At 45.2% G+C, this 26,543-nt stretch carries 26 protein-coding genes and 2 pseudogenes; 3 read left to right on the plus strand and 25 right to left on the minus strand.

Translation table 11 applies throughout. From position 1 onward, the window contains the following. Positions 1-65: 65 nt before the first annotated feature. From BBB58_RS10395 to BBB58_RS10455, 13 genes and pseudogenes are all read right to left on the minus strand, one after another. Positions 66-416 carry a hypothetical protein gene (locus BBB58_RS10395; protein ID WP_074037147.1) on the minus strand — a complete coding sequence of 117 codons (351 nt, stop codon included), beginning with the start codon at positions 414-416 and terminating at the stop codon, positions 66-68. Positions 417-616: 200 nt separating this feature from the next. Beyond that, positions 617-1,192 (minus strand): deoxycytidylate deaminase, encoded by a 576-nt coding sequence (locus tag BBB58_RS10400; protein WP_074037148.1) that lies wholly within the window; start codon positions 1,190-1,192, stop codon positions 617-619. 50 nt (positions 1,193-1,242) lie between these two features. Then, on the minus strand, positions 1,243-2,472 hold the full coding sequence (locus BBB58_RS10405) for a toxic anion resistance protein (protein ID WP_074037149.1): 1,230 nt from the start codon (positions 2,470-2,472) through the stop codon (positions 1,243-1,245). Beyond that, a complete protein-coding gene (locus BBB58_RS10410; protein WP_012726129.1) occupies positions 2,456-3,178 on the minus strand; it encodes a 5-bromo-4-chloroindolyl phosphate hydrolysis family protein in 723 nt (240 codons plus the stop codon). The genes BBB58_RS10405 and BBB58_RS10410 overlap by 17 nt, the downstream gene beginning before the upstream one ends. A gap of 198 nt (positions 3,179-3,376) precedes the next feature. Further along, the gene (locus tag BBB58_RS10415; RefSeq protein WP_074037150.1) at positions 3,377-4,729 is read right to left on the minus strand and encodes a sodium-dependent transporter; all 1,353 of its coding nucleotides are present in this window, start codon (positions 4,727-4,729) and stop codon (positions 3,377-3,379) included. A gap of 122 nt (positions 4,730-4,851) precedes the next feature. Next, positions 4,852-5,724 carry a diacylglycerol/lipid kinase family protein gene (locus BBB58_RS10420; protein ID WP_074037151.1) on the minus strand — a complete coding sequence of 291 codons (873 nt, stop codon included), beginning with the start codon at positions 5,722-5,724 and terminating at the stop codon, positions 4,852-4,854. Further along, positions 5,721-7,226: an ABC transporter permease/substrate-binding protein gene (locus BBB58_RS10425; protein ID WP_074037152.1), complete on the minus strand. Its 1,506-nt coding sequence runs from the start codon at positions 7,224-7,226 to the stop codon at positions 5,721-5,723. Before BBB58_RS10425 ends, BBB58_RS10420 begins: the two co-directional genes overlap by 4 nt. Positions 7,227-7,236: 10 nt before the next feature. After that, positions 7,237-7,953 (minus strand): annotated as a pseudogene (locus tag BBB58_RS10430) (ABC transporter ATP-binding protein); the annotation flags it as partial. Between the two features lie 107 nt (positions 7,954-8,060). Continuing rightward, positions 8,061-8,774 carry a 3D domain-containing protein gene (locus BBB58_RS10435; RefSeq protein ID WP_074037154.1) on the minus strand — a complete coding sequence of 238 codons (714 nt, stop codon included), beginning with the start codon at positions 8,772-8,774 and terminating at the stop codon, positions 8,061-8,063. Between the two features lie 238 nt (positions 8,775-9,012). After that, positions 9,013-9,465, minus strand: a complete 453-nt coding sequence (locus BBB58_RS10440) for a GDYXXLXY domain-containing protein (RefSeq protein ID WP_074037155.1) — start codon at positions 9,463-9,465, stop codon at positions 9,013-9,015. Further along, positions 9,462-10,646 carry a DUF2157 domain-containing protein gene (locus BBB58_RS10445; protein WP_074037934.1) on the minus strand — a complete coding sequence of 395 codons (1,185 nt, stop codon included), beginning with the start codon at positions 10,644-10,646 and terminating at the stop codon, positions 9,462-9,464. The genes BBB58_RS10440 and BBB58_RS10445 overlap by 4 nt, the downstream gene beginning before the upstream one ends. Positions 10,647-10,662: 16 nt before the next feature. After that, on the minus strand, positions 10,663-10,863 hold the full coding sequence (locus BBB58_RS10450; RefSeq protein WP_012726121.1) for a DUF2187 family protein: 201 nt from the start codon (positions 10,861-10,863) through the stop codon (positions 10,663-10,665). A 40-nt stretch (positions 10,864-10,903) separates the two neighbouring features. Continuing rightward, a complete protein-coding gene (locus tag BBB58_RS10455) occupies positions 10,904-11,527 on the minus strand; it encodes an NUDIX hydrolase (RefSeq protein WP_244150731.1) in 624 nt (207 codons plus the stop codon). A 112-nt stretch (positions 11,528-11,639) separates the two neighbouring features. Here BBB58_RS10455 and BBB58_RS10460 point away from each other — a divergent pair. Further along, positions 11,640-13,178 (plus strand): annotated as a pseudogene (locus BBB58_RS10460) (FAD-dependent monooxygenase). Between the two features lie 49 nt (positions 13,179-13,227). Here the strand turns inward: BBB58_RS10460 and BBB58_RS10465 are convergent. Then, positions 13,228-13,479, minus strand: coding sequence for a hypothetical protein (locus tag BBB58_RS10465; protein ID WP_074037156.1), 252 nt, complete (start codon positions 13,477-13,479; stop codon positions 13,228-13,230). A 94-nt stretch (positions 13,480-13,573) separates the two neighbouring features. On the opposite strand from BBB58_RS10465, the gene BBB58_RS10470 reads away from it, so the two are divergent. Beyond that, on the plus strand, positions 13,574-13,861 hold the full coding sequence (locus tag BBB58_RS10470) for a hypothetical protein (protein ID WP_074037157.1): 288 nt from the start codon (positions 13,574-13,576) through the stop codon (positions 13,859-13,861). A gap of 35 nt (positions 13,862-13,896) precedes the next feature. Here BBB58_RS10470 and BBB58_RS10475 read toward each other — a convergent pair whose 3' ends face one another. From BBB58_RS10475 to recU, 8 genes are all read right to left on the minus strand, one after another. Then, positions 13,897-14,472, minus strand: coding sequence for a nuclease-related domain-containing protein (locus BBB58_RS10475; protein ID WP_074037158.1), 576 nt, complete (start codon positions 14,470-14,472; stop codon positions 13,897-13,899). Positions 14,473-14,491: 19 nt separating this feature from the next. Then, positions 14,492-14,788: a cell division regulator GpsB gene (gene gpsB / locus BBB58_RS10480; protein WP_084543127.1), complete on the minus strand. Its 297-nt coding sequence runs from the start codon at positions 14,786-14,788 to the stop codon at positions 14,492-14,494. 4 nt (positions 14,789-14,792) lie between these two features. Continuing rightward, a complete protein-coding gene (locus BBB58_RS10485; protein ID WP_074037160.1) occupies positions 14,793-15,338 on the minus strand; it encodes an SLOG family protein in 546 nt (181 codons plus the stop codon). Beyond that, positions 15,335-16,498 carry a ribonuclease H-like domain-containing protein gene (locus BBB58_RS10490; RefSeq protein WP_074037161.1) on the minus strand — a complete coding sequence of 388 codons (1,164 nt, stop codon included), beginning with the start codon at positions 16,496-16,498 and terminating at the stop codon, positions 15,335-15,337. The genes BBB58_RS10485 and BBB58_RS10490 overlap by 4 nt, the downstream gene beginning before the upstream one ends. After that, complete coding sequence (locus BBB58_RS10495; protein ID WP_074037162.1) at positions 16,495-18,744, minus strand: DEAD/DEAH box helicase; 2,250 nt, start codon at positions 18,742-18,744, stop codon at positions 16,495-16,497. The genes BBB58_RS10490 and BBB58_RS10495 overlap by 4 nt, the downstream gene beginning before the upstream one ends. A gap of 17 nt (positions 18,745-18,761) precedes the next feature. Further along, positions 18,762-19,322 carry a hypothetical protein gene (locus tag BBB58_RS10500; RefSeq protein ID WP_074037163.1) on the minus strand — a complete coding sequence of 187 codons (561 nt, stop codon included), beginning with the start codon at positions 19,320-19,322 and terminating at the stop codon, positions 18,762-18,764. An 80-nt stretch (positions 19,323-19,402) separates the two neighbouring features. Beyond that, positions 19,403-22,027, minus strand: a complete 2,625-nt coding sequence (locus BBB58_RS10505) for a transglycosylase domain-containing protein (RefSeq protein WP_074037164.1) — start codon at positions 22,025-22,027, stop codon at positions 19,403-19,405. Between the two features lie 20 nt (positions 22,028-22,047). Next, entirely contained in the window at positions 22,048-22,674 is a 627-nt protein-coding gene (recU, locus tag BBB58_RS10510) for a Holliday junction resolvase RecU (RefSeq protein WP_015881499.1), read from the minus strand. Positions 22,675-23,030: 356 nt separating this feature from the next. Between recU and BBB58_RS10515 the strand changes: the two genes are divergently transcribed. After that, on the plus strand, positions 23,031-23,882 hold the full coding sequence (locus tag BBB58_RS10515) for a DUF3800 domain-containing protein (RefSeq protein ID WP_084543090.1): 852 nt from the start codon (positions 23,031-23,033) through the stop codon (positions 23,880-23,882). Positions 23,883-23,920: 38 nt separating this feature from the next. On the opposite strand, the gene nth is transcribed toward BBB58_RS10515, so the two are convergent. The 3 genes from nth to asnS all read right to left on the minus strand — a co-directional run bounded on the left by nth (position 23,921) and on the right by asnS (position 26,528). Continuing rightward, positions 23,921-24,580, minus strand: coding sequence for an endonuclease III (gene nth, locus BBB58_RS10520; RefSeq protein ID WP_074037165.1), 660 nt, complete (start codon positions 24,578-24,580; stop codon positions 23,921-23,923). Continuing rightward, positions 24,580-25,164 carry a DnaD domain-containing protein gene (locus BBB58_RS10525; RefSeq protein ID WP_015881496.1) on the minus strand — a complete coding sequence of 195 codons (585 nt, stop codon included), beginning with the start codon at positions 25,162-25,164 and terminating at the stop codon, positions 24,580-24,582. Before BBB58_RS10525 ends, nth begins: the two co-directional genes overlap by 1 nt. 62 nt (positions 25,165-25,226) lie before the next feature. Next, the gene (gene asnS / locus BBB58_RS10530; RefSeq protein ID WP_167365522.1) at positions 25,227-26,528 is read right to left on the minus strand and encodes an asparagine--tRNA ligase; all 1,302 of its coding nucleotides are present in this window, start codon (positions 26,526-26,528) and stop codon (positions 25,227-25,229) included. Positions 26,529-26,543 lie beyond the last annotated feature (15 nt).

Genomic DNA, 26,543 nt, shown 5'->3' on the forward strand with positions numbered 1-26,543 from the left:
ACATCATACCATAACGAATAAAAGATGCAATAAAAAATTGGGTGAAATGGTTCACCCAATTGAGATCACATTGCCGCATATAATGTTTTCAAGTCGTTTGTCGCTTCCTCGTCCATTTGAATGGCCACGAGTTCAACGTATTGGAGCGCTGGATCTTGATCTTTCGACAATGAGACAATCTCAGCAGCCGCCTTATCTAATGCCAACAAGATTCCTGATACACCAAGCGTCGGATAGTATCGAAGGAGTGCACGAACATGTTTAATCTCTGATACTTCATTTCCGTTAATGGTTAATGATTTGACGGCAAGCTCCTTGTGCATGCCAATCGCAAATTTATCTTCCCACACTTCTTCGAGTGTGATCAACGCCTCTACTTCATATGCACCATCTGTAAAGCGAACGAGTTTTTCCATGTGTAAATTCCCCTCTCTTGAATCTACTTTTATTATATAAGAGATTTTAAAGTGTATATTGTGAAATATTGAACATTGTGTGTAAAGTTTGTCTCACCTCATTTTGAACAAAAAAAAAGGCCCCTCCGAGGAGGGGCGAATAATGGAAGAGTAAAACACCATTGGCAGTACATTAATAATATATCATCTAATGAAAACGTTTACAATGTATTTTTGTACATTTTTTCAAGTGGTATATGTAACACTTCAATCCCGCTTTCACGCATCAATTCTAACCCATCCCCATGCTCATAACCGACAGCATAAACGACTCGCGCGACGCGTGCCGCAATTAAGGCGAGTGAACAGGCATGACATGGTGAATGCGTGACATACGCCGTCGCACCAAATGCATTCGTTGAATCGGCAGCGAGTTTTCCAATCGCGTTGATTTCCGCATGGATTTCATGTTGCTTCGACCAGTGATGGTGATCATATGGGTCTGTACACTTGATATATGTCACACCATCTCGGATGAGTCGTGCCGGTTCGTTGATCATATCGAGATCCGTCGATGCAACATAGTCGGCATGCTTATAGAACCCATCTTCTTGCTTGATATAGATTTCATTACAGTTCGTATGACCAGATGGTGTACCATTCAGGCCAATTGAAATCGGTTTTTCTTTTTTTTTTATGACACAGGCTACACTCTTCGATGCACACTTCGAGTGCCGCTCGGCCATCATATCAGCGAATAATAACCACGTCTCATCCCACAATCGTTGCTTCTCCACTCAAGTCCCTCCTCGTAGAAAAAGAAAGTCTGATTGCTCAGACTTCCCCCTTAGTATCCAGTGTCCTTTGGTAGTTCTTTATTTTTCGAAGCGATCTCGATGACCTTCTCCTTCAATTCGTGCTCCATGCGGTCAAGTTCGCGCTCTGCGTCACGACGTTTTTGCTTCCCTTTTTGCTGGATGCGTAACGTTTCATCTAACGTAGAGAGTAAGTTCTCGTGAGCGACTTTCAGTGATTCAACAGAGACAATCCCTTTTTCATTTTCTTGAGCGATTTCAATCGATGAATCTTTGAGCATCTTCGAGTTCTGCTCAAGCAGTTGATTTGTTGTCTTCGTCACGTCCTGCTGCATACGAAGTGCCGTTTTCTGGCGCGTCAAGCTGAGTGCAAGAACGACTTGGTTTTTCCAAAGCGGAATCGTGTTGACGACCGCTGACTCGATCTTTTCAGCAAGGATTTGGTTATTCTGCTGAATGACTCGAATTTGAGGTGCCATTTGAAGGCTGATGGTACGACTCAATTTTAAATCGTGCAACTTTTTCTCAAAACGGTCCGCTAATTGAATCATATCGTTCAATTGTTGAAGCTTCGATTGATCTTTAGAAATTTCTACTTCTTGACGTAACGGGGCAATCTCGTGTTCCCGTACATGGTCAAGTTTTGTCTCACCCGCGGCGATATAGACGTTCAACTCTTCGAAATATCGCTTGTTCTTATCATACATTTGATCGAGCATCGTGATGTCTTTCATGAGACCGAACTTCGCACGATCGAGGTTATGAATGACCTCTTCCAAATAGACGTTCATTTTTTCGAACTGATTCTTATAGTTTTCAGCCTTCTTCTTCGCACGACCGATGAGCGGAATGTTATCCATGAAACTCTTTTTCTCCGGTTGATGCATATCTGGGTCCATCTTACGGACGTTTTGCATCAAGTCAGACAACAGTTTACCGGCATCGCCGCCATCTTTCATCCGCACTTCCGTCAAAATTTGATCAGAGAATTGGGAAAGTTCGCGCTGGACATTCGACCCGAACAACATAACAGAGTCTGTCTTCTTAATATCAATGGATTCAGCCAATCGTGTGATGCGCTCGCGATGCTCTTGAGGCACGTCTGGTTTCGCTTGAATGGCTGGCACTTCATGTGACTGTGTAACGGATGACCATTCGACAGATGGATCACTGAACCCCTCCGTCTCCGTTTTTGTTTTTGTATCAGAAGTCAGTTCTTCTTCCGGCCATGACTGCCAGTTCGTTTCATTCGATGAAGTCATGTTTCTTTCTCCCTTCCGGCTGATCAGACAAGACGCGCTCCATCATGATCAGTTCACGTTCAAAGTCTACGGCGTCATCTTCAAGGAGACGTCCGCGTTGTTCTTTAAATTTATCGACAATTAGTCGCATATTTGTGATTAATTGTTCCCGAGTCTCTTCTTGAATGACGACTCGTTTTCCTTCAAGCTCTTTAAATTTCAAGACGACCGAGACGAGGGAATCTAAATAGAATGTGAACAGGTCTCGAACATGCTTTGCGTCTTGTGGATTTTCGAATAATTCTTCGAACAATTCGTGCGCTTCTTTCGAGACGGCCTTCATTTCACGCCTCACTTCTACATCTTTAATATCTGGAAGAACACGGTCGATTTGTTGTAACTTCTCATATCCTTGCTCAATCGTCCGTTGCAAAAATTGAAGCTCTAAATCGTCTGTCGCCTCGAACTGTCGCGTAGGCATCGGCTCTTCGATCGGTTTTAAAATCCTCGATCCAGAAAACGATTCTTCCTCATCGAGTAACAGTTTCTTCTTAGCACGTTTTGCCACCGTTGTCGGTGTACGTTGACGATGTTTGCGCTTGTTCGTCGACCATACTTCATTCAAGACGAGCGCCCCTACAATAATGAATAACCAGGAGAAATCGAATACGTTAATGGCAAAGTATATGACTGCCCCTGTCAGGGCCCATTTCATCCATGTTTTCATTCTTTTCACCTCATCTCATGTTACTTCTATTGTACATTACGAAACCATTCAACAAAAGTTTCGTCATCCCTATCATTTTAGCATAATAAAATTCGTCGATACCTCCGTCCACAGGTGTAGAATCAACTACCTATATCGACTACTTTCCCGTTGCGAGACGAAAAAAACCGTAGACTCATAGAGTCTACAGTTCGTTTGTTACGTGGTCATCCATGTTGAAACCATAACAATCGCGACAGTTACAGGAATGACATAGCGAATGAGTGCATGCCAGATTGGGTACAGCTTCACACCAGGTTTTGATGTTTCGATTTCATCCTTTAAGACGCGTTGGTCAACGACGTAACCGACAAAGATGGAAGTCAAGAGTGCACCCGTCGGCATTAAAATATAGCTGACGAGATAGTCCATCGTATCGAAGAACGTCCGACCGTTCCAAATCTGTACATCACTTAAGAGTCCGAATGACAGCGCGGATGGTACTCCCACGATGAAGACGAGAAGAGCGGCTGTCACCGTCACTTTCTTTTTCGTCCATGATGATTTCTTTTCATTTAGACGATCGGTCACACCTGCGACGACGACTTCTAACATGGCAATCGATGATGTGATCGATGCGAAAGCGAACAATAGGAAGAACAAGACCATGAAGAATCCACCGAGCGGTACTTGATTGAAGACTGCCGGTAGAACGACGAAGAGTAACGCCGGACCTTCAGCCGGATCAAGACCTGATGCAAAGACTGCCGGGAAGATGGCTAGACCTGCTAAAAGTGAAACCGCAATGTTCAACAAGACAATCATGTTAGCCGACCGGTTCAATGTTCCTTTCATCTTTATATAGGACGCATATGTCAGCATCGCTGCCACCCCTAACGATAAGGAGAAGAACGCCTGTCCGAGGGCAAACAATACCGATTCGCCAGTCAATGCAGAAAAGTCAGGCTGTAAGAAGAAACGAACGCCTTCCATCGCTCCGTCAAGCGTCAACGAGCGGACCACGAGAACTAAGAAACTGATGAACAAGAGTGGCATCAAAATTTTACTCATTCGTTCAATCCCTGCTTCAACGCCACGTAAGACAATTAAGAGTGTGATTAAGAGGAACAAGAATTGTCCGAGTACGGCAATTTCAGGTGTCGATACGACGTTCCCGAACACCTCACCAAATTCGTCAGCCGAACGTCCACTGAGCGTCCCACTTAAACCGAGTCCAATATAGATGAGGACCCATCCTCCAATGACACTATAGAAGGAAAGTAACAAGAAACAAGCAAGGACACCTAAGTAGCCGATAATGGTCCAACGGCCATGCCCTAACTGTTTGAAAGCAAGAAGCGCAGTCTTTTGAGTCGAACGTCCGACAATGAATTCTCCAATCAATAATGGCAGACCAAGTAATAATGTGAACGCCAAAAACATGAGTAAAAAGGCACCGCCCCCGCTCGTTCCGGTGACATATGGAAATTTCCAGATTGCACCTAAACCGATTGCTGACCCTGCGGCAGCTAGTATGAATCCAATTTTTGAGGCGAATGAATTTTGCGCCATGTTTACCCCTACTTCCTCTTTTTCTTTTTTTTTTCATAATAATAGTGAAATACTAACACGGTTCCAAGATGAGGACAAAAAAAAAACAGAGAAAAGTCTGAATACTTTTCTCTGTTGATGCTTTATGGCGTTAAAAACGTGAGGGCCCGCTCTCGAATCCGTATCGTCAAGTGATCGGTTTCGAAATGTTCACCATCGATATCAATGATTTGAGGTTCGTTTAACTCGACTTCAACATGTGAAGCCTGAAAGTGATTCCACTCCGCCGATTTTTGATCAAGACTTAGTTGCTGGGCTAACAATTGACGAATCATCGGGAATCCGATTGCCGAGCTGTGTACCACTTCTAAGAGCCCGTCCGAAAACGATTGCGTCTCCAGTTTCGTCGGTACGGTCCCAAGATAGCTCCCGTTTCCTACATATAGAAAACTGACATCCCCTTCATAGAGCATCTCATCCCCACGTCGCAATCGAATTTTGAACGGGTCGGCTTCACGAAATTGGCGGATGGTCGCTAAAAAGTAGCCAATCGAACCTAACGATTCTTTCTCATTCGGATCGATTTGACGTGATGTGTCTGCAATCAATCCGACTCCGACGAAATTGAGGGCATACATCTCATCAACTTGAATGACGTCTACATGCTGTTCATGATGTGATTTGATGACACTTGCCGCTTGTGTTGGTTGAATCGGCAGTTCAAGTGCCCTAGCGAAATCATTGCACGTCCCGGCAGGAATGATGCCGACTGTCGGACGCTCGTCGCGCTCTAAGGTCATCAACCCATTCACTACTTCATTTAGCGTACCATCACCGCCAATGACAATCAGATGGTCGAACGGTTTACTTTCTTTCGCGAATCGAAGCGCATCCCCAATTTCCGATGTTTTCTTGATGATGATTTCTTCATAGAGCGACTCAATCGTTCCGATGACCTCTCCGAGCATCGTTTCGCTCGTGCCGGACTTCGGATTCGAAATAATCAAAGCTCTCATAGTAACCCTTCCTGTTCTAAGAAGTCTTTCGCTACATCGTATGCGCGTTCATTTCCGTACGCGACACGTCGATTCAATTCAGACATCTGTTCGTCTGTGATTTTACCTGCGAGCTGATTGAGCGCATCCTCGATTTCTGGATACTCTTCAAGTGTCTCCTCTTTCATAAGCGGTGCTCCTTGATAAGGCGGGAAGAATTGTCGGTCGTCTTCTAAAACGACGAGGTCGTTCTCGGCGATATCAGGGTCCGTCGCATAAGCGTCGACTAGATTGACATCACCTCGTGCGATGGCGCGATAGCGCAATTTTTGCTCCATTGAGACGACAGACGGGAAATCAAGCCCATACTCGTTTTGAAGTCCTGGATAACCGTCTTCACGGTCGGTGAATTCAAGTGTAAACCCGGCTTGAATATCAGACTGTACGTTTCGTAAATCTGAAATAGCCGTAATGTCTTCCGCCTCGGCATAGTCACGTGGAATCGCGAGCGCATACGTATTATTAAACTGCATCGGTTCGAGCATCACGTATCCTTCTTCTGCCAGTGCCTCTCTCGCTTGTTCGTAAACTTCACCGGCATCGTTTGATTCAGGTGTCTCTTTGACGAGACTCGCCAGTGCCGTACCTGTAAACTCCGGATAAATATCAACGTCTCCAGATTGGAGTGCGCCCCATACGAATGTCGTCTCCCCGAAGTTCGGTTTCACAGATACAGTCAAATCTGTTTCTTCTTCAATCAACAACTTATACATATTCATTAGGATTTCCGGCTCTGGACCAAGTTTACCGGCAACGACAAGGTCTGTTTCTTGCGAACGACCGAACGCGAGCGGTGTGACGATGACCAAGGCGAGGACAGTAGAAACAGCAATCAATTTAGCCTTGTTTCGAGTCGCTGTCGCACCTTCCATCTGACGCAACAAGAAGTCAAATAAGAGTGCCAAAATCGCGGCCGGGATGGCACCTAGTAAAATTAAGTAATTGTCATTCCGGTTAATCCCGAGCAAGATCAGCGTACCGAGTCCACCTGCTCCGACTAAAGCAGCGAGCGTCGCCGTACCGACAATCAGAACCATCGCGGTCCGGATACCAGCCATGATGACCGGTAAAGCAAGCGGGAGTTCAACTTTCATCAAACTTTGATTCGGCTTCATTCCACAAGCTCGAGCGGCTTCAAGCAACGATTTATCCACTTCGTTTAAACCGGTGAACGTGTTTCGTAAAATAGGTAGGAGCGCATATAAGACAAGCGCAATAATAGCAGGTAATGCCCCGATTCCAACGAGCGGAATCATCAAACCAAGTAAGGCAAGCGACGGAATCGTTTGAATAATCGCAGTGACACCAATGGCGGTTTCGGCGATTTTCTTACGGCGCGTCAGCCAGATTCCCAATGGTACGGCAATCAATACGGCAATCAAAAGCGATACGACAGAGAGCTGCAAGTGCTCAATCAGTGCCTCGACAAGCTGTCCTTGTCTATTTTGGAACGTCTCAAGCATCTAGCTCACCTCTTCCACGTTGTGTAAATTCTAAGACGAACGGATCTTCACTCGCCAATATTTCTTCTGGTGTACCGACTAGTATGAGTTCCCCATCACGCATTAACGCGATGCGATCACCAAGCTTCATCGCTTCTTGCATGTCGTGTGTGACAAACAAGATCGTTTTGCCAAGTTCGTCATTCAAGCGCTTAATATCATCTTGCAATTGACCACGGCTGATCGGATCAAGCGCAGAAAAGGGTTCGTCCATGAGGATGACGTCCGGGTCTGCAGCTAAAGCACGCAACACGCCTACGCGCTGCTGTTGACCTCCTGATAATTCTGCTGGCTTTTTCGAGCGAAGTTTCGGATCGAGACCGGCAATCTTCATCAATTCGGTCACACGGTCTTTCGTTCGTTCTTTTTTCCATTTTTTTAGCTCAGGTACGACAGAGATATTTTCTTCCACTGTTAAGTGAGGGAATAATGCAATCTGTTGGAGTACATAACCGATGTTTCGACGTAACTCAAAAATATCGAATTGATAGATTTCTTTTCCATCAATTAAAATTTTTCCGTCCGTATGATCAATTAATCGATTGACCATTTTCATCGTCGTTGTCTTGCCACAACCTGAAGGTCCGATCAATACGAAGATTTCTCCTCTATTTACTGTTAAGCTTAATTCTTTGACGGCTAACGTCCCGTCTTCATAACGTTTTGATACATCACGAAACTCAATCAACCTGATCCCTCCTCAACTATTTCCAAAATGGAAATTCAAATACTAATTTGCCCGTTTCTCTACTTTGTAAAACAAAAAAAGGCTCTCCTAATTGGAGAACCTGATTTTTAGTATAGCGTTACTTCAATATGTCGACGCCCCCATTGGATCGCGTCCTGTTTTGAATCGACGAGTAAATCGACGATATGTCCTTTTATTCTACCACCTGTATCAAGGGCAATCGCATCACCGACACCTTGGATGTGGACTTTTGACCCTAAAGGAATGATGGCTGGGTCGACGGCGATAATTCGCATTCCGTTATAATAAATCGAATCAGTCACATCATGACCCGTGGCCGTTAATACACGACCGCCGTACGCCTTGTTATCCGCAACATCATTTGAATAAGCGGTCGATTCGACTGTAATGACTTTTTTAGATGTAGATACTGGTGTTGCACTGACTGATTGAGTGGCAGAAGCCGACGTTTTTGCAGCTGTTGCCTGTTCCGCTGCTTTTCGCTCTTCCTCCGCTTTTCGTTCTGCTTTAAGTTTCGCAAGTCTTGCTTTCTCTGCTTCTTCTTTTGCTTTCTCTTCCGCAAGACGTTCTGCTTCGATCCGTTTCTCTTCTGCGATGCGTTTTTCTTCAGCAAGTTTCTTTTGGCGGGCGATTTCTTTTTGTCGTTTTTCTTCAATTGCTTGGCGTTCTAGTTCAAGCGGGTTTTGTACGATTTTCTGTTCTGTCCCGATTCCGATCTGTGCAGCATCTGCCTGATCGATGAATGTGAACAACCCCATTATCGTAGCTCCAATGACGATCATATATTTTAATAATTTCATCGTAGTAAGGTCATCACCTTTCTCGTTATGTAACGAACAGATGTTAATTTACCACGAGAAGTCCCGTCAAAGTAGTGATTTTATCGAAGTGAAACATTCCTGACATAAGACAAAAAAATCGGTTACAGATTGTAATAATTGAAATAAACGTTGATATTCCATGGGTTCACAAAAAAATTACAGATTCGTTACAATCAATCGTGTAACAAACCTGTAATCTTCCTGTCATGATTAACGCTTATTCATTTGGCTCAATTTCATACGTTCTGAGCATACCCCACGGTGCGACATCAACTTGAACCGTGAACGATTGCTTACCTTTTATCGCATCCATCTCATCTTCCGACACACGATACGAACCCATTTCTTCTATATAAAGAAGACGATCATAATAGTTTGCCCGAATGCCACCCAAAAACGGTTTCGACTCAATCCGATCGAGGACAGCATATCCATCTTCCCCTTCTTTAAAGGAAACATATACCGTTCCGGTTTCGACATCTTGTCGTCCTTTGAAGGCATCATATTCGAGATAGATGGAATCCCCAAAATAAGGGTCATACGGTTCGAACGAAGACCCTTTAAACGTGTACGTCTCCCCGACCCACGATATGGCATAGACAAGAATCACAAAGACGATGGCAATCAAGACTTGAGCAACCGGGACAAGCCAAACAGAAAATCGTTTCATGTCGTCACATCCCCTCTCGTTCGATTACGCCACCATAGTGCGAGTGACAACGCAAAGACGATTAACGCACCAATCAAGAAGAAGAGTGAGATGTCGAGCCGATCCCACACGTAGATGAAGTAAATTGTCATTTGAACGATTAAGAAATAGATGAAGGCGAAAATTGTCGGTCGTCGTGTCACGTCTTGGCGAATCAAGTAAGCAAGTGCAATCACTTCGATGATGATTGCCAGTAAAACTCCTGAATCTTCAAAGAGTGCAAATGGGATAACTGCCAGCAGACTTACCCACAGAAGATCATTCCGTCTATGAATCAAATAGACGGCAACGAGTGCAACCGACAAGAGTGTCGCTTCAATGACGGAAGGCGGTCTTTGAGAGAGCCAACTCTCTGTCACATTAATTAAATAACCAATTGATAGAACGGCCGCAATGAAGAGATACGTTGCTTGCCAAACTGCTTGTTTTCGATAGAACAAGAGCAATGCATGCAAGATGACGAGTGACCAAAGCGGCCACAGTCTTCCTTCATAATCGATATACTGACCGAAAATATTAAGAAGACCATAAAAGGTCAGCCATGCGAACGTGCGATCCAACGATTCATCAACGAAATGGAACCACGCCCATGTGACGATCAGTCCAAAAGCGATTAACGTCAGACCGATCCCTTCGAAACTGTTAGTGACGGCCATAAATGCGGTAATCGCAGAGAGGATGGAGAAGAAAACATGCTCATACAAGACGCGATGAAGTACGGCCATCGCAAAGATGATCCAGAACAATAGAGTCAATTGGCCAGACAGATTATACGTCGTGAAGATGACCGCCATGGTCGCGATAAAGAAAACGAACCCTAGTACACGTAACAGCGTGACATATCTTGGTGTTTTCAAGCGAACCCGCTCGGCAAAGACATAGAATCCAACCATAAAAAGAAGAAACAAACCGATTTTCAAAAGGTCGGGAATCGCTTGCCAGTTAGCTGCGACGAAACTGAATAGGCTAAGAGCCAACAAGATGGATCCGACAATGACCAAAACGGGCGGCTTGTGGTTATGTTGCTCACTAGCCGCCCGTCGTTTATGTTCATAGTCGACTAGTCTTAACCCCGTCGCTTCATCCAATAAACCCGCCTCTTGCCATTCACGTACTTTTTTGTCAATGTTCACCTGAATCATCCCTTTCAGAAAAAGGTCAGCTGGCGCGTTCAATCAATTCCAATTCTGATTTTAGTAAAACTTGTTTCTCGAACTCGAGTCCGAGCTGTTGAAACTCTTCCATAATCGAGACGTCACCGATCACAGTATTGGTCAGTACGGCGGTCACTTCAGCGACCCATCCTTCACGAGTCGACTTCACGATATCACCTACGAGGAATTCTTCAGACACACCCATTCACTTCCAATCTAAATTTGTTTCTATCATTATAACGAAATTATAACCGTTTGAATACGTTTTCTTTTATCCGTTTAATAAATTGTGTCAAGAATTTTCCAGTAAGTCCCCAAATGATGTAGTCTTCATGCTCATAAAAAGGTTCTCTCATTTTAATTACCCGTTTTTCGTACGCTTTTTCATTCGCCAATCGATCAAGTGGAATATTTTGATCCGGACTCATCGTCCATTCCATTTCTCCGTGGAATGGATCAATCATGAGTAATGTGGAAATCGGTACGGTAAACAAATGATCGACCTCATCCGTCCCTTCTACACTTGGTACTTCCGATAGGATTCCGACAAACGGATAAATCAATTGGCGATGCGGCGTAGCAAGCGGTCGCAATTTGCCTACGACCTCTACTTTATCTGCAGAAACCTCTAACTCTTCACAAGTTTCTCGTATTGCTGCTTCAACGGGCGTCTCTCCTTTTTCGAGTCTTCCTCCTGGAAATGATATCTCCCCAGGCTGCTGTCGCATCGTGTGAGCTCGTACTTCAAACACGACGTGCCAATCCTGATCAATCTGAACGAGTGGGATTAACACTGCAGCTGTTTGTTCATAATCTTCATCCATTGTAAAACTATCTCGAATCTGTTCTTCTGTGATCCATGGCTGCACAATGTTCACTCACCTTCCATCATCGAATATCATATACCGCTCTATACCCTACTTTTCGTTTAGTCGCTGCCAATGTCGGAAATATCATTATTAATGATAGGAGTTGATCAGCGTGGACGAACAAGTAGATGTATTGATTGTCGGCGCCGGGCCAACCGGCCTGACGCTCGGACTCACTTTAGCTAGATATGGCGTATCTTTTCAAATCATTGATCGTAAGACGACCCCGTCGGATAATTCACGAGCTATCGGGATCCAGCCGCGGACCATCGAAGTGTTTTCTCGTTTGGATGTTGCACAAGAAGTGCTAGAACGTGCCCGAACAATTGAACGGGGGAATCTATATTTTTCGGGACAGTTGACAGCCAAACTTGAATTCTCCAAACTCGTGACCCCATATCCGTTCGTGACGTTATTACGTCAAAATGAAACCGAAGACATATTAGAACGTGCTCTACAAAAACATGGTCATGTTGTGAAGCGCGGTGAAACGTTGTCATCCATCACCCAGTACCCATCCCGTACCATCGCACATTTGACCGCTACAGACGGGCGAACTCGTGCTGTTGAAGCGAAATACGTTGTCGCCGCCGATGGAGCCAACAGTTCGGTTCGTCGGATGCTCGCCCTTCCGTTTAGTGGTAAATCGTTCAAAGAGGCTTGGGTGCTAGCCGATTTGAAGGCTGATTGGCCGATATCCCGTGAAGAGGTTCATATCTTTTTCTCGGATCTTTGAGTGCTCGAAGTCTTCCCGCTCACGGATGAAACGATTCGCATCACAGGAAACTTGAGAACGGATGAATCATTCCAAGAATCGGACCTTCAAGAATTGGTGGAACAACGCAGTCATATGCCGGTCCATATTCGCGACGTTGAATGGTTCTCCTTATTCCGCGTGCATAATCGCATGGTCGATACGTTCATTCACAACCGCATCATTCTCATGGGGGATGCGGCACATATTAACTCCCCGGTCGGTGGACAAGGGATGAACACTGGGATTGCAGATGCCTTCAACTTAGGTTGGAAACTATGGTTGCATCTCAAAACTGGCGCTCCCCATCACGTTGTGTCCACTTATCGGGACGAGCGGGAGCACGTAGCCCGTAACGTGCTACAGACGACGAATATCGCTACGGAGATGTTACAGACGACACTTCCGATGCTCTTACCGTTCCAAGCAATCGGTGCCGATGTCTTCACACGTGTCAATCTCATCAACCAAAAAATCACCGAACGGATCTCTCAACTTCATTTGTCGTATCCGAATGCGCTACGATTACCGTTTCGTCGCGTCGCGGAAGGAAAAATTTTTCCGGAGACAGAGATTTTACGAACGGATGACGGATTTCGGACTAAAATATCGGAAATCGCGGACGGACGGTTTCAAGTGCTTGTATTTGACGATGGGAAACGTGATTTGTCATCCATCTATGACTATTTGAACGAGAACCAACCGTTCATTCAAACCATCACCTTATCTAAGACGAGTCGCCCGTTCTTTGATCAAGGGAACGAACTTGCCAAATCTCTCTTTATGAAACGTGGCATACTAGTCATTCGCCCAGACGGTTATTTGTTGCATAAGCAACATCACGTTCGCCTAAAGCCGTTACAGGACAAGTTAGCTGTCTGGCTGCCTTCCTCTTAAACGTGTATAAATGGAGAGCCCCACCGAAATGGTGAAGCTCTCCATGTCATTACTCTTCAACGTTTACATACAAAATCCCTGGTTTCGAGAGCGTCAAATCATAAAACGCTTCAAACGCCTCGATGTCCTCTAGTTTTCGAAAATCGATTTGATCTGTCTCTTCATTTGGAATGGCCACGATGATACCTTCCTCTGTCGATTTGATCATGCCCGTTTGTCCGTTATGAATTCGAATATAGAGTACTTGCTGATTTTCTAGTAGTGAGATTGCCTCTCGTCTCGATTGAATCGGTTTTTTCATTTTTTTCCTCTTTTCCATTTCAGTATACCGTTCGCTCCATATTGCTTTCAACTCGCCACACCATTAAACTTGTGTAAAGAAGGGGTTGAAGGCATTGGAAACATTATTGATCATCGCACTCGCCATTTTGTTTGTCATCTTGGTCACGATTCGAACAATTCGCAACTTGAAGTGGGTTCGTTTCGGTGAAGCATTCGGGAAACAAGGTGAAGAACTCTTAGGTGATTATCATTACTTGACCGAGCGGGGCATCACCTGTCGTGTGGAACAAGGACTTCCGACCGGCAAGTTATTAAAACCGCTCGCAAAAAATTTGGACGATCGCGTTGCACTGTTCGTACACCGAGATGATGCAGCAAAAGCAAGAGAACTTTTAAAATAAGAAGAAGGCCGAATGATTGGTATTCGGCCTTCTTCTTATTTATGTACTTGTCGCTCAGAACAATAATAGGCGATTTGTTTGACGAGCGGCTCTGTCAACGTCTCAAGGTTCGTTTTACTAATCACCTGATCCACCAGAGCGAATGAATCTCCACAATTCGCCTTAATTCGTTCTAACTTCAATCGTTCCGTTTCCGGGAAGATTAAAAACGAATAGACGGGAATTGCTTGATTACATTCTTTTTTTAATCGTTTTCGCACTTGTTTGGTCATCCGTTCTAATTCCGTGACAGGATGAGGATAAACCTGTTTCCACCCCATCGAGGTCTCGGTTCGACATTCCCGGTTCGTCATATGGACGGAGGCTGGAGTTCGATTTAATTGAATCAAGAAGACGCCTTTAGGTCCGACGAGCACGTAATGAACGAGATCATCCCCTAATTTGACTTGTTCAATCATCATCCAATCAAATCGGCATGTTTGTCTGATGTTTTCGACGAGACGATCTGTATAGCAGGTTGGTGCTTTCATCACTTCTTCTTTCACACGAAACAGCTTTTTTGTTTTTTTTTTGACTGGTTGTTTCTCCGTGGCCGTTAACACTTGTAACATAGACTCCACCCCCTATTCATTATTCGCTTGGACCGACTTGCTTTCCAAAGACCGCTTTTTCGAGATTTGATATACGGCGTAACATGTCATAATTTGACGCAACCGGTTGTGCTGGTTTAACTGGTTCCGACGCAGGCGCAGGTTCCCGTCGCAACGAGTCGTTTTCTTTTTGAAGACGCTCGATTTCTTTCGCCATTTTTTCATAATCGCGAATGACGACATCTAAAAATTGATCGACTTCTTCTTGTGAATAACCACGTAACGCCGTCTTGAATTCTTGTTTATAAATCGCTTCTGCTGTTAATTCCGTTTGCATCATATCACTCCCATTGTTGTTCCCATTGTTTTTCTTCTTCAATTACTCGTAAATCTTCTTGTGTGATTAGGAAAACTTCCATGTTCGGCTTCCGCCGAGCCCCATCGACTAAAAAGCGGGGACTTCCTTCCGTTTCTTCGTCATACAAGGTGATCAATCCTTCTGCTTTATCTAAAAAGAATGCCGTTTTTGCGCGTAGTTTACTCGGGTCTTCGTATGGACGCTGTGTCAGCGGTTCAAAAAAGTCTGCCTCGAGTTGCAGTTGCACAAATAGTTCTTGTTCGAATGGTTTATAGCGCTCGTCCATATTTAAGAATGGAGGAAACACGGCAATTTTAATCGGATAGGTTTCTCTTAACTCTAACAATACTTGTCCAGCCCACAATTCACAACCATTCGTTCCACTTAATATGAACCATTCAGCACCTAATTCGATGACTTCAAGTATCTTTTTCCGATAAGCTTCTTGAATGATTTCAATTCCTGGATGATCCGCTTTGAAAATGCCGAGTTCATGAGGACGATATCCTGTGACGGCTACTACTTTCATGTTTGCTTCCTTTCTAGGCGAGCTCGTCGATGCTCCAATTCAATTTTCTCACGGTCGATAGTTTGACGTAGCACTGTTCGCTTTTGTTCGAGTAGCTTCATGGCTCGCTCCGTGTAATCAATCGCCAAAGCGATGTCTTTTTGTTTATGTTTTGCATACTTGGCGAGTTCGACATACCCTTCAATCGTATGAAGCGACTCAAATAGCGGAATGGCCTCCTCGAATCGTCCAGCTCGTTTTAATATCATCGCTTGCCGCATGATGGAACGCTTCGATGGACTCGAGAGTTGCTCAAACTCCCTCAGCGCTTGATCTTGTTCGCCAAGGTCATGTAACCAGTGAGCACGTTCCTCTCCAAAATCAGTTACCGGGGTCGTAACGAGTTGACTGAGACGTGTATACAAAGAGACAAGGCTTAAACAGTCCGCATGATGGTGTTCGAGGACCGGGAGCAATATTTCAGGATTCCGCTCTTTGACATATTGAAAATAGTGCATCGGCGCCAAGAATCCAGGAAGGTCGTCCGTTCGTTCATGACCGAAGTATGCTTCGACTGCTTTTAATGATACCGATTCAAGCCTCGGTTTTAACAATCGTCTTGCAGCGTGAAGTAAATCGACATGACCCACTGAAGGTAATTGTTTCACCCTGGATTTAACGAATGTATGTCTCGTCTTGATTTGGGGCCAATCAAATGATTTCCCGTTATAGGTAACGAAACGAACCTCATCTCCGATATCCTGCAAGAAATGATAGTAAAAGGCGGTTTCAAACGCCGGATGAGGTAACACGTATTGAATCATTTCAAGGTGTCCTTCTTGAATCCTAGCAAATCCAATCAAAAAGATTGATGTTCCTGAACCGCGTAACCCGGTCGTTTCCGTATCCATGAACAGGACTTGGTCGGGCTCTAAGTCGACGACGAAAAACGGGTGCTCGGTTTGACACATCATCTTTCTTGCTTCTCCAAACTTGAAGTCGTGATACACCTCGTCAAGCGGATATGTCTTTCGAATCCGGACACACCATTCCCCCTCAAACGTTAAAATCTCGCCCCCATGATCCTTCCACTTTTGTTGCTCCACTTCGTCAGGGCTCGTGACCTTAGCTTTTGGGCCAGGTTCGTTCGTTTTGATTAATCTAGATAGTTTAGCTTTCATATCGTTCCTTTCAATGCTTGCAACTGACGGATGACTTGCTGTTTGAAATCACCGTATCCAATCATGCCGACACAACGGGGGCATCCGCTCTCACATGGACAGTCGGATACCGTCCGTTCTGCCGCTTCAAGCACCATGTCTGCATCTTTATAGAGTGCCTCACTGAGACCGATGCCTCCTGGATACCGGTCGTACAAATAAACGGTCGGCTTACTCGTATGCGTCGACTTCATCTGAATCGTAGTGAATAAATCGAGCGTGTCACACATGAGATAAAGTGGCGCAAGTCGCCTCATCAAATCGCTGACCGCTTCAAGTTGATCTTCGAGGTCCGCCTCCGAATAGGCGAATCGCTCATCTAACGTGAACCATGTAGCTGTCGTATGCAACTCTCGCTCCGGTAGATGAATCGGACCCGACCCTATGTTCTCATGCGTCCCGAATTTTATTTTCTTGAACAAGGTGGCCATCGCGATGACCGATACCTCACCAAACGTCTTCGCTCCGTCTGACTTGTTCTCTTCGAGTACTTTCAGTTCAACTGCTAAATTCGCATCCGTATAGTAGTCAACGTCAACCCGGCGGACATATGCTTTCTTCTCCTCAAAATCGAGTTTTTCGACTTGGTACTGTTCGGCTCCATGCAAATAAATCGCTTCATCATGTAACAACGTCATGGCACTGAACGTGTCCATTTCACCGATAACTTGATGCTTCGCCGTCTGATCGACGATGACGACATTCTCTTGATCACTCGTCCGAAGCGAGATGTCATGGGCCGGGAACGAATCCGTCATCCAATAGTACCTATCGGCCCGTTCGTGTAAGACGTGAGCATCCGTCAAAAACTCTAATATATCTTCCGTGTCGACTGTTCCGAACCGCTCTCCCTTTTGAAACGGCAACTCAAAAGCGGCACATTTGATGTGGTCTACTAGAATAATCAAGTTATTCGGGTCAAGACGTGCCGCTTCCGGTGAGCGATTTAAAATCATGTCCGGCTGTTCGACGACGAGTTGGTCGAGTGATGACGAGGATGCGACAAATACAACGAGTGACTCTGAATGCCGACGACCGGCGCGCCCAGCCTGTTGCCATAACGAAGCGACTGTCCCTGGATATCCATTTAAGACGCATGCTTGAAGTTGACCGATATCGACACCGAGCTCTAACGCGTTTGTCGAAACGACCGCTTTGATTTCCCCGTTCCGCAACCGTCGTTCGATTTCTCGGCGTTCAGATGGAAGATAGCCGCCACGGTAACCGACAATAGACTTTGGTCCGAGCTCCCGCCGTGTTAGTTCCTGCAAATAGGTCAATAGCACCTCGACACGTACGCGCGACCGCGCAAATACAATCGTTTGTATGTTCGCTTCCACGAGCCTCGAGGCGATTCGTTTCGTCTCGAGCGTTGCGCTACGACGAATTCCGAGTGCTTCATTGACGACAGGCGGATTATAGAAGACAAGGTGTTTCTTGCCTTGAGGTGCCCCGTTTCGATCGATTAATACGACTTCTTCTTCCGTCAATAGCTCGGCAAGTTCAAGCGGATTCGCGATGGTCGCCGATGTCATGATCCATTTTGGGTGACTACCATAATAGGCGCAGATTCGTTTTAAACGTCGAAACACGTTCGCCACGTGACTGCCAAACACGCCGCGATACGTATGGAGTTCGTCGACGACGATGTATTCTAAGTTCTCAAATAGACGAATCCATTTCGTATGATGAGGTAAGATGCCGGAATGTAACATATCGGGATTCGTGATAACGATATTGCCCGCATCGCGAACTTTCGTTCGTGCCGCAGGTGATGTGTCGCCATCATAAGTGAAGCATCGCAAATTCCCTTCAAGAGCTTCGATCATCTCCATCAAGTCACTGTTTTGATCTTGCGCGAGTGCTTTTGTCGGGTAAAGATAAAGCGCACGTGCTGTAGGTTTTTCAATCATCTTGGATAGGACGGGTAAGTTATAACACAGTGTTTTTCCTGATGCCTTAGGTGTTACGATGACCGTCGAATGGCCAGCCGCCGTTTGTTTCACAGCCTCGGCTTGATGCGTATACAGCTGTTCAATTCCACGATTCTTAAGTACATTCACCAATTGTTCAGGCACCTGCTTTGGAATTGGGGCATATTGGGCTGGACGTGCATCGACCGTGTGCCAATGACGTACGTGGTTTGAAAAACCAGGATCATCTCTTAATTCTTTTATGATTTCTTCGACAGAGCGAGATTTTCGCATCTAGTCACCTTCTTTCATTACGCATTCGAAGGTGCAAGGTCCGCTACGACTTGTCGGATTTGATGAATCCGTTCATCTCGTACCACTCTCGATACAGCGGGCATCTGAAAGATGGCCATGTCTTTAAATGTAGCAGCGACATGCTCATTTTCTTCTTCGAGACGGAAGAGCGCATCTGAAAACAGACGTTGCGTCGACCGTCCGAACAAGACGATGGTATGTAGTTTCGTACATTTCGAATGAACCGCTAAAAGATGTTTGACGTAGCGTTGCACCGTTTTATAATAATCTTCGTTTGTTGAAATGAGTTGACGGTTGCCACGAAGAAGTTCTGGATAATAGGATTCGTCGCCTGTGAACATGGTCTCGACTCCGATTCGTTTCAAGTAAGCATGTCCGATTGCTTCGGCGACGGTTTGGTCCTGGATGAGACGCCCAAACGGTATGGACTCTTTTAAGAGCACATGTGAAAGCTTTAACCCGAGATGTCCACCGAGAGGCACGCCGAAATCATCGTCTTGCAGTCGATCCATGACAAGTAATACTTTCATCTTGCGTTTTAAAGAGAGTTGAACCATGTGTCACCATCCTGTTCCCTTTCTTTTCATTATAACAAAGTCAAACGAAAAACAGGGCGCACAATGTCGCCCTGCTCTCCTTAGTTATTCCCATTGTTTGAATTACTGTTTCCACGATTCGTGTCTGACGATTCACCATTGGATTGTCCCTCTAACGGAGTTCCTGAATCATCTCCGTCAGTTGGTTCGTCTGTACCTTCGCCAGAACCTTCATCCGTAGCCGGTTCATCAGGAGTTTGTTCGTCGGTGGTATCTTCGCCGTTTCCGTCTCCGTTACCATTCCCGTTTCCGTTATCATTCCCGTTCCCGTTATTTTCGTCTGATGGTTCATCTTCGGAATTCCCCTCATCAGTAGGGTTTTCCTCTTCTTCCGTCGGTTCCTCTTTCGGTTCAATCGAATAGCTCGCTTGTGCCGGTGCCGATTGCTGTTCTCCCGTCAACGGGTTCGTCGCATTTGCGACAATAGTAAACGTTGTGTCTCCTTCGGCCAAGTTTGCAATATTCACACTCGTCTCCCCGGTCGTTCCGACGACTTGCTCACTTCCATCGGCTGACTTTTGTGTCACCGTGAACGTGATATCCGTATAACCATCGGCTTGTGCACCATCGAAATCGTATGACCATGAGACAGAACCGGTTTGACCTTCTTCATCGTAGTTAACACTTGCCCCAGTCGGAGCAACCAACTTCTCAGGTTGAAGATCTTTTGGTTTTGTTCCTTTTACATAAAGCTCATTGCCAAGTGACAAGACTGAGTCTGGACGCTGGAATCGATCCGGTTGTCCCGTCGCATTCGTCACTTGTTGCATCATATATTCGAAATAGTATTGGGCATAGTCAGGATCGAACGAAGCGACTGTCGAATCTTTCGTTTTTCCTGTCCTTTCTGAGATCGAGTAATCCGTAGAATAACCAGTAAACCATTTATCTTTCGGATTTGTAGAGTTAGGCTCGTTCGTCGTACCCGTTTTACCTGCTACGTCCCATGGGAATGCGCCAGGTACATAAGTTCCACCTTCAGCACTCACAACATCACGAAGCATGTCTGTCAACATATACGCTGTATAATCTTCCATCGCTTGCTTGGCTTTAATCGGTGAATTAATACTTGAACCATCATTGAATTCAATTTTTTGAATCAAGTGCGGTTTTGTATACATCCCATTCGCACCAAGTGTTGCATAAGCTGCAGCCATCTGTGTCGTGCTCGCTTCTGCCGTACCTAAAGCATTAGATTCGTTGAGTTCATCGCCAGAATATGAAGGTTCGATTCCTACATTTTTAACGAACGATTCGATTGCTTCTTGTCCATACTCATCCCGCACTTCTTGGAAAGCACGAACTGCTGGCGTGTTCGCTGAAATTTTCAAGTATTGGCGCATCGTATTTGGTCCACGGAAACCTGAATAATAGTTATTCGGACTATATGTGCCATCTAATTTAGCGTCAAGCAACACTTTACCTGTCGACCACTGCCCATTTTCAATTCCAGGACAAAAAAAAAAAAATGGTTTAGCTGTCGATCCGATTTGATACTTCTCATTTGAGTAGTCACGATATGTGGTATCACCTTGCTTCGCCTGTTGACTGTCTACGATAGCGACAATTTCACCGGTCTTTGTATTCAAGACGGTTGCACCCATTCGTAAATCTTCAGGGAAACTACTTGTTTGTAAATTAACATTATTCGATTTAATATCACTGTTGATTTTTGTGTGTTTCTCTTTGTTGATTGACGTATAAACTTTCAAACCAGTCCCGTAAATATCTGACTGTTCAAGACCATAGTCCTCTTCTAACTCATTCAATACACGAGAGTAAATCGCACGTGTGAACGCTTCTTCTTCCGTCTCTTCACCTGGTGAGATGACGTCAGCAATGGCAACATCGAGTGCCTCATTGTATTGTTCCTCAGAAATATGTCCGTCACGTTTCATTGCAGACAAGACTTGCTCTTGACGGTAGCGAGTCAACTCCTGATCACCGTTGATTGGATCGTAGGCACTTGGACGTTGCGGGAGACCTGCGAGAATCGCGGCCTCTTGATAATTGACCTCAGAGACCGGCTTATTGAAGTAACGTTTCGATGCGGTTTGCACACCGTATCCGCCACTACCGTAATAGTTTTTGTTCAAGTACATCTCTAAAATCTGTTCTTTCGTATACTCACGCTCGAGTTTGAGTGCGAGCCATTGTTCTTGAAGCTTACGCTTCAACTTCTTATCTGTCGAAAGGAACGACTGCTTGACCAATTGTTGAGTGATGGTCGATCCACCTTCTGCACCGAAACCCTCTGTCAAGTTGGCAACGACGGCTCCGCCGATTCGACGTAAGTCAATCCCGTTATGCTCATAGAAACGACGGTCTTCAATGGACACGACCGCTTGTTGCATCACTTCAGAGATGTCGTCGATGGAGACATACTCTCGAATCTGACCCGCCCCTTCGAGCGGTTCTCCTTCAGCCGAAAGCAACTGAATCGGATACGTATCGACAAGTTTGTCTTCATCTAGTTCTGGTGCCGTCGCAATGGCATATACCGTATATGCGCCGAATGCGATTACCGCAGCAATAAATAACATGAAACCTAATAAAAAGATGCGTTTCCACATCGGTTTCTTACTTTTCGTCTTTGGTTGTTTCCCAGTTTTTTTGCGTTTTTTCTTCGTCGAATCTTGTCGACGTGCGACCCTACTTCGCTCCATTCATGGTTCACTCCTTCTATTCAATCGAGCCATTGATCGAGCACCGTCAAATAATCAATCGACGGCAAGGCTCTCGTCGGAACTTCAATCGCTTCCTTTTCGATAAAGCTGAGCGGAATCGATTTGCGCCCCGTTAACCGTTGTTCCCACCACTGAACAAGTTGCTCGGTGGTCAATACATATTGCGTATTATAGCGACTAAAGCGGATGATGACAAAACAAATCCCTCCATGACGTTCACACTCACGCATGTGGGCGATTTGGTGGTCATGAAAATTGCCGAGCGGAAACGATGTCTTATTATTCGTTTCTTTCGCTTCAAAGTCAATGTACCTACCACGATAAACACCGTTGTAATCGGTCGTAGATGCCTGTTTGAAATAGGCTTCCGTTACTTTGGCGGCACTTCGCTTCGGATAGTCGACTTTGACGATTTGGAGAGGGGTTGGTTTTTTGTGGATGACTGCTCGTTGATGAATCCGATAAAACTCATTCGTTTCATTTAACAGCGTCTCCAAGTTCATTCCGCGATTCGCATAGGTTTGAGAATTCGATGATTGCTTCGAAATTCCTTCCCCCTTTGTTGTCTTTGTCACGTTTGCCTTTTTACCGTTTGGATAATGGAACAATGTCGTCACCCCATACATACATATTAACAGGTCGGTCCACTCGTTCCTTCCGTCTCAGGTCTGATTGTCGACTTCTGTCGGTCGACACTTGTGTGGAATTACCGCAACACATATCGTACCAAACTCCCGTATGTTAAACTAGTATGTAAGCGATTGTGTATCCAAATTGAAAAGCTCTCGTTATGTATGATTCGATTGCTTTTCTATGATAATAGCACTTCTACTGTTTATCCAAGATGACACACCGATAAACCTCATTGATGTCATTAAAAAAAAAATGTGCAATATCTGTGCAATAGATTGACCAAATTATCATTTGGAAATAAAATAGGGTGCTTAAAGACGCTACTGTTAAGCCGTTTTGGAGGGATTGGATGGAAAGTGGAAAGAAGTATGTCATGTTCGTCGACGAAACAGGCACACCGAAGGGAAATACGCAATTTAACTTGACTGGCGTGCTGATGGAATATAAGTATTCAATCGATGCAGACGAGACTGGATTACCGTGTGAATTGAAACGACGTCTTCAGGCGTTCAAACGAGATGTGTTCAAAACGGAGCATATCCCACTTCATTTAAAAGAAATTTTAAAAGCGGAACATCCTTACGGAAAAGAAGATGGGATCACGATTGATATGTTGCGCGACTTTTGGGATAAACTCCCTGAATTTTTGCGAGGAATCTACTGTACAATCGTCAGTGTCGAGGTCGATAAACAAAAGCTTCATGACTTTTATTCGACGCCAAAAGATCCGTATGTCGTCGCATTCGCTCACCTGATGAAGTCATTCTATGCGTTTTTAGAAGAAACAGAGGCAGTAAGTGCCCGTGTCGTCCTAGAATCCCGAGACGATTATCAGAACTTACTGATACAAAAAGCATTCTTTGATATTTTCAACTCAGGTACCGTTCATTTAGACGTCGAAAAGAGCCGTCAAAAAATTAAAGGCTTCATCTTCTCTGAGAAGCAGAACACGATGTATCAATCTGGCTTAGAAATCGCTGACCTCGTCTGTCTACCACTTTCTCGCGTTCGTCGTGGCGTGATTGAAGTGAAACCACGGTTCGTCCATTATGGGGACGAGAACCGAATCTTTAAAGCCATTAAGGACAAAATTTACATCCGTAAAGAAAGTCCGGACCAAGATTTCCGAAACTGGGGCTTCAAAAAAGTGCCAATAAAAAAAAAACGTCGCGAATGGAGCGACCATCCTTGGAATCATTAAGCAAAAACGCATCGACACCTTTCGTGTCGATGCGTTTTTTATGTGGTGACTTTCTGTGACTTCATTCGTTTCTTTCCTTCACGGCACATATGCAACAGTGGGCATGCCTCACAGCCTGGGCGTTGTGCCTTGCAATGATATCGTCCGAAGAAGATGAATTGATGATGAAGTTGTGACCATTCCTCGCGTGGAAACTTTTTCATTAATGTATCCTCGACTTGTCGAACATTGTCTTTCCAGCGACAAATACCGAGACGCTTGGAAACTCGTTCCACATGTGTGTCAACCGCAAACGCCGGTTCATGGAATGCAACAGAAAGGACGACGTTTGCTGTTTTACGACCGACTCCGGGGAGCGCCTCTAACGATGCTCGGTCAGAAGGGACAATCCCCCCATGCTCGTTCACAATTTTTTCTGAGAGTGCTTTTACATTCTTCGCTTTGTTACGGTACAGACCAATCCGTTTAATCAATGCCTCAATCTCAGACACGTCAGCCGCAGCCATCGCCTCGACAGTCGGAAACGCTTCAAACAATCCTGGTGTCACCTTGTTGACGAGCGCATCCGTCGCTTGTGCGGAGAGCGCGACCGCGACGACCAATTCAAAGGGATTTTGATGCGTCAACTCGCAATGAGCGTCTGGGAACATCTGCTTCATCGTATCTGACACTTCCTGTAATTGTGCTCGCGTCAACATCACTTATTCCTCCGTTGATATTCCACGACATCCTCGAGCGATTCGACATGATGGTCTTGCCAAACGCGCAGGATTTTGTCCATGTATTTGAAGTTTCGCACGTTTCGAAGTTTCGCTTCACGAAGTGCGGCCATGATGAGTTCTTCGCTGAAGCCATCTTCCGTCATCCAGCCGACAATTTGTTCAATCTCGAACGGGGTGATCGTTCCAAATTCCCGCTCAAACGTATGAATGATATTCTCATTCAGTGTCTGCTGTGGCGCAACTTTCTCTTCCCCTTGTAACGCTTCGAAAAGTGGCAATAGGCTATATCGCTCGCCATCACTTGAAGCGTCAATCGCGATCAACTCTTTTTGCAACAGACCAAGTAGCACTGAGCGCGCCTCATTCTCTGAAACATTCAATCGTTTCCCTAGCTCACTCGGGAGCGGCATGACGATGCCTTCTCCAGTCATTTCTAGAAGATGGACGATCAGACTGAACTCGACGGGTGACAAATCGAGGCGTCTCGCATCGGTGAACAGCTTTCGTGGAATGACGACCGGACTTTGCTCGAATAATTGAATCAATTGATGTGCATCCATGTCGCACTTCCTTTCTAAGACACATTAATCGGGGAGGACATGGTGTCTTCCCCGATTAATCGTTAAGGGTGAATTCGGTTTAAAAGACGTGGGAACGGGATCGCTTCACGGATGTGCTCGATTCCACTGATCCATGCGACCGTACGCTCGAGACCAAGTCCGAAACCAGAGTGTGGGACCGAACCGTATTGACGAAGTTCAAGGTACCAATCATACGCATCCGTTTCGTCAAGACCTTCCTTGATGATCTCTTCTTTTAGACGATCGTAGTCGTCCTCACGTTGAGATCCCCCGATGATTTCACCATATCCTTCTGGTGCAATCAAGTCCGCACACAGAACAAGTTCTGGATTCTCAGGGTCTACTTTCATGTAGAACGGTTTGATTTCTTTTGGCCAATGCGTGATGAATACCGGCTGATCATGTGCGTTGGCAATCGCCGTCTCGTGCGGTGCACCGAAATCATCACCGTATTCGATGTCGTCGAATCCTTCTGCCTTCAAGAACTTGATGGCATCTTCGTAACGAACACGAGGGAACGGCGCTTGTACTTGTGCCAATTTCTCAAGGTCACGTCCAAGCAGTTCCAGTTCATTTTTACAGTTCGCAAGTGCTGCCTGTGCAATGTATGAGACGTATTGCTCTTGAATCTCAAGGTTCATGTCATGATCGACGAATGCCATCTCCGGCTCAATCATCCAGAACTCAATCAAGTGGCGACGTGTTTTTGTTTTTTTTGCACGGAACGTTGGACCGAACGAGAATACTTTTCCGAGGGCCATCGCCGCTGCTTCCATATACAATTGACCCGTCTGAGAAAGGTAGGCTGATTGACCGAAATAATCTGTTTCGAACAATTCTGTCGTCCCTTCCGGAGCACTGCTCGTAAGGATTGGCGGATCGATTTTGACAAATCCTTCTTTGTTGAAGAATTCATATGTCGCACGAATGATTTCGTTACGAACTTTCATAATCGCGTGTTGGCGACGTGAACGGAGCCATAAGTGACGGTTGTCCATCAAGAATTCCGTTCCGTGTTCTTTCGGTGTGATTGGATAATCAATCGATTCCGCAATCACTTCTAAATCTGTCACTTCCAATTCAAATCCGAGTGGTGTACGTCCGCCATCAGATTTGACATTCCCTGTGACCCAAACCGAAGTTTCTTGAGTAATCCCTTTGGCTAACGTAAATAACTCTTCCGCCACGTCAGCTTTTACAACGACTGCTTGAGCAAAACCGCTTCCATCACGTAATTGAAGGAAAGCAATCTTACCACTTGAACGTTTATTGGCAATCCAGGCCCCTACACGGACCGATTGGCCTTCATAATCTTTAAATTGGTTAATCGAAATAGTTGTCATATTCTTTTCCATCCT

Origin of the sequence: Exiguobacterium profundum, assembly GCF_001909285.1 — a bacterium.
In the GTDB taxonomy this organism is placed as follows: domain Bacteria; phylum Bacillota; class Bacilli; order Exiguobacteriales; family Exiguobacteriaceae; genus Exiguobacterium; species Exiguobacterium profundum.